The following is a 4360-nucleotide window of genomic DNA, read 5'->3' on the forward strand; positions in this document are numbered from 1 at the left end:
CTCCGGGAGGGCGAGGACGTGGGCGACGGCCTCGCCGGGGCCGCTCAGGTTGGGGCCGAGGACGCTGCCGACGGTCGTGGACCAGACGACGAGGGACAGCGAGCGGGCGCGGGTCGCGGAGGTGGCGAGGTCGGCGGCGGCGTAGCGGGACTGGAGGTTGGCGGCGGTCCCGGAGCCGACGAGCAGCATGCCCGCGAGCATCAGCGGGAACCAGCCGAGCCGGGCGGCGGCCAGGACCGTCAGGGCGCCGGCCGCGGCGACCAGCCAGCCGATGCCGAGCCCGGCCCGGCGGCCCCGCGCCCGCGAGAGGGCGGCGAGCGGTACGGACAGCAGGGCCGCGCCGAGGGTGGTCATGGTGGTGGCGAGCCCGGCGGCCCCTTCGGATCCGGTGAGGTGCTCGACGAGCAGGCCGCCGGAGGAGAGCATCGAGCCCATGCCGACGCCCGCGACGACCTGCGCCGACATGAGGACCTTGACCGTGCGCCGCTGGACGGCGGCGAGGTCGGGCGGGGCGGCTGCGGCGAGATCGGGCGGGGCGGCCGGGGCGAGGCCGGCCGGGGCGGGCAGGGAACGTCCGGGCCCGTCGGCCCCCTCGGATTCCGCGGCCTCCCCCGGCTTCGCGGCGGTCGGCGGTCTCTGCTGGGCGTCGGCGGCTTCGGTCATGCGCTACAGCGTATGGGCAGACTTGAGCAGGTGTGCCGGTCCTGGTCGGATGCCGTTTTCAGCCACGGCCGAGTACCGTCTGTGACCATGGAATCGCACGGTCATGACCCCGGCCCACAGGGGACGATCACGGTGGCGCGGGCCCTGGAACTGCCCGCGCTGCGGCGCGGGCTCCCCGAGGTCATGGCCGCCGCCGACCGCCTGGAGCGGCCCGTGCGCTGGGTGCACGCCGGTGAGACGCCGAACATCGCCGCCCTCCTCAAGGGCGGCGAACTGCTGCTGACCACCGGTATCGGCCTGGGCAGCCGCGCCGCCGAGCAGCGCTCCTTCGTGCGCAGGCTCGCGGACCGGGACATCGCCGCGCTCGTCGTCGAACTGGGCGGGCGGTTCGCGGCGCTGCCCGCCGCGGTCGTCGACACGGCGCGCTCGTACGGGCTGCCGCTGGTGCAGCTGCACCGCGAAGTGCCGTTCGTCGCGGTGACGGAGGAGATCCACACCGAGATCGTCAACGAGCACTACGCGCTGCTGCGGCGCGCCGAGGAGGTGCACCGGCGCGGCACGGAGGCGCTGCTGGGCGGCGGGGGCGTGCCCGAGATCCTGCGGCTGTTCGCCGAGTTCGCGGGCAACCCGGTCTTCCTGGAGACGCCCGACGGGCGGCTGCTGTACGCGGCCGGGCCCGGCGCGCAGCCGGGGTCGGCCGATCCGCTCCAGGTGTGGGACGGGCTGCGGGCCCAGCGCGCGGCGCCGCGCCCCGAGCTTCCGGCGGGCAGCGTGGTCGCGGACATTCCCGGCGGCGGGCACGGGCCGGGCGCGGTGCGGGCCCGGCTGACCGTACTGCCCGTGAACGCCCCGCTCGCGCCCGTACACCGGATCGCCGCCGACCGGACGGCGGGGCTGCTGGCGGTCGTGCTCCTCCAGGCGCGCCAGGAGGAGGAGTTGGCGGCGCGCGGGCGCGGCGACTTCCTCGCCGACCTGGCGGAGGGCCGGATCGAGGCGGCCGACGCGCCCGCGCAGGCGCGGGTGCTGGGCTTCAAGCCGGGGGACGGTCCGCTGCTGCCGGTCGTGCTGCGGCCGGCGGCGGAGCCGGCGTTCCTCGACGCGTCGGACAGCTGGGCGGCGCTGGCGTGCGCGGTCCAGGAGGAGTTGGCGGCGGTCGGCGCGCCCGTGCTGCTGGGGGTGCGGCTGCCGGAGGGCCGGCTTCCGCTGCTGGTGGGGCTGCGGGCGGGGACGGAGCGGGCGGCGGTCGCCGAGCGGGTGGCGGCGGCGCTGCGGGCCGGGGTCGAGCGGGCCTGGTCGGAGCGGTCCGGGTCCCGGCCGGTGATCGTCGTGGGCCTGGCGGGCGACTGGGCGGCGGCCGGTGCGGGGCTGCGGCACGCGGCGGAGGCCGCGACGGCGGCCGAGGGGCTCCCGCCGCGGCCGTGGCACGACGTGCGGCGGCTGGACGTGGACCTGCTGCTGTGGCGGCTGCGCGCGCACGGCGACCTGACGGCGTTCGTCGAGCGGGTCATCGGCCCCCTCCTCGCCCACGACCGCTCGGCGCGCCCGCCGCTGCTGCCCACCCTGGAGACGTACCTGGCCCACGCGGGCCGCAAGGCGGAGACCGCCCGGGAACTGCACCTCAACCGCCAGACTCTCTACGACCGGCTGGCCCGTATCGCCCGTCTCCTCGGCAGCGAACTGGACGACCCGCAGACGGCCCTGGCGCTGAGCCTGGCGCTGCGGGCACGCCGCCATGTGAGGTAGCGGGCCATGTGAAGTAACGCGGCCACCCAGACTTCGGGTCAGTTCGCCCGGCTCTGCGCCAATTCGTCGTAAACGCTGAGCACTTGGGCGACCGTGTCGTCCTCCGTCGGCCACTGCGCGGCCCGCGCCCGCCCGGCGCTCGCCAGTCCGGCGCGCCGCTCGGGGTCCGCGAGGAGGCCGGTGACCGCCGCCGCGAGGGCGTCGGCGTCGCCGTAGGGAACGAGTTCGGCGGCGTCGCCCACCAGCTCCGGCACGCCGCCGACGGCCGTGGCGACCAGCGGCACGCCCGCGTGCAGCGCCTCGTGGGCCAGCAGGGACCGCGCCTCCCAGCGGCTCGGAAGGACGGCGAGGTCGGCGGCGGCCAGCAGGTCCGGTACGTCCTCGCGGCAGCCCAGCAGCAGCACCGGCAGGGCCTCCTCCTCGATGCGGCGCTGCAACTCGGCACGCCGGCCGCCCTCTCCGGCGATGACCAGCAGCGGTTCGGGGTCGAGCGAGCGCCAGGAGCGCGCGGCGTCCAGCAGCGTCCCGTACCCCCGGCCCTTGTCCAGCCTGCCGACGGCCAGCAGCAGCGGGCGGCCCACGGCGCCGATGTCCGCCCGCGTCTTGTGCCCCGAGGGGTCGGCCTCCGCGTCCGGGACGGCGCACGGCACGGGCAGCGCCACCGGCGCGAGCCTGGCATCGCGCGCGCCTCGGCCGCGGGCCCGCTCCACGAGGTCCGACGACGCGCCGAGCACGACGGCGGCGGCGCGCGCCACCCTGCGCTCCGTCAGGCGCACGAGGCGCTCGCGCGCGCCGTCCGCCGCGGGCTTGGTGTGCCAGGTGACGACCAGCGGCGTCGCTCTGCCGCGCAGCGCGAGCGAGGCGAGCAGCCCGGAGCGCAGCCCGTGCGCGTGCACGACGTCGGCCTCCGCGCACGCGGCCCGCAGCGCGGCGACGGCCCCCGGGTCCGTACGCGTCCGCAGCGGCGTGAAGTGCGCCCCGGCATCGGCGAATCCGTACCCGTCGCCCGTCCCCTGGGGCGCGCAGACCGTGATCCGCAGCCCGCGCGCGACGAGCCCGGCGGCCAGCGATCTGACGTGCGCCCCGCTGCCCGAGCTGCCCGTGCCCAGCACCTGGACGGCGTGCAGCGGCTGCTGCCCGTGCGGTGGTGCCGGTGTGCTGCTCACGCGGGGGAGCTCCTGAGTCGGCTCGACGGGGTTCGGGTCGAAGATCTCGTCCGGGTCGACGACTTCCGGAACGAAGGCGCTCGTACGAGTCCGGACCGGCCGCTTCCGTACGAGGAGTGCGCCGGCCCCAGGATGCCAGCCCGCACCGGCATCCCGTCACCACCGCCGCCGGTTTCCGGCTCCGCCTCGCCCGTACGTCCACAAAATCAGTCACATGGGTGAGTTTGCGACGCCGCGTTCCTCTGAAGGGCCGCCTTTTTGTGGGCGCGCCCTCTGAGGTGTGCGCGCGTGCCCTCTCAGCCTCCTGTACGAGCCGCCGCCAGCAGCTCCTCGGCATGCGCCCGCGCCAGCTCCGAGTCCTCCTGGCCGGCCAGCATCCGCGACAGCTCCCGCACCCGGTCCTCGCCGGTCATCGCCTGGACGCCGCTGCGCGTCACGGAGCCGTCGTTCGTCTTCTCCACCACCAGGTGCCGGTCGGCGAAGGCGGCGACCTGCGGCAGGTGCGTGACCACCACGACCTGCGCGGACTTGGCGAGCCGGGCGAGGCGGCGGCCCACCTCGACGGCCGCCTTGCCGCCGACGCCCGCGTCGACCTCGTCGAAGAGGTACGTCGGCACGGGGTCCGAGCCCGCGAACACCACCTCCACCGCGAGCATCACCCGCGACAGCTCGCCGCCGGACGCGCCCTTGGCGATCGGCCGGGGCTGCGCGCCGGGGTGCGGGGCGAGGTGGAGCTCGACCTCGTCGGCGCCGTGCGGCCCGTACGCGACGGCGCGCCCGTCCACCTC

At 76.8% G+C, this 4360-nt stretch carries 3 protein-coding genes and 1 pseudogene; 1 reads left to right on the forward strand and 3 read right to left on the reverse strand.

From position 1 onward, the window contains the following. A partial coding sequence (locus ACFU99_RS34790) for an MFS transporter (protein WP_384399927.1) occupies positions 1–663 on the reverse strand: 663 nt, incomplete at its 3' end. Between the two features lie 87 nt (positions 664–750). Between ACFU99_RS34790 and ACFU99_RS34795 the strand changes: the two genes are divergently transcribed. Further along, on the forward strand, positions 751–2406 hold the full coding sequence (locus tag ACFU99_RS34795) for a PucR family transcriptional regulator (RefSeq protein WP_384399930.1): 1656 nt from the start codon (positions 751–753) through the stop codon (positions 2404–2406). Positions 2407–2444: 38 nt separating this feature from the next. On the opposite strand, the gene ACFU99_RS34800 is transcribed toward ACFU99_RS34795, so the two are convergent. Both ACFU99_RS34800 and ACFU99_RS34805 read right to left on the reverse strand, forming a co-directional pair. Continuing rightward, entirely contained in the window at positions 2445–3572 is a 1128-nt protein-coding gene (locus ACFU99_RS34800; RefSeq protein WP_384399932.1) for a glycosyltransferase family 4 protein, read from the reverse strand. Between the two features lie 296 nt (positions 3573–3868). Continuing rightward, positions 3869–4360, reverse strand: a pseudogene (locus tag ACFU99_RS34805) (DNA repair protein RecN); the annotation flags it as partial.

Origin of the sequence: Streptomyces sp. NPDC057654, from assembly GCF_042800135.1 — a bacterium.
Lineage (GTDB): Bacteria > Actinomycetota > Actinomycetes > Streptomycetales > Streptomycetaceae > Streptomyces.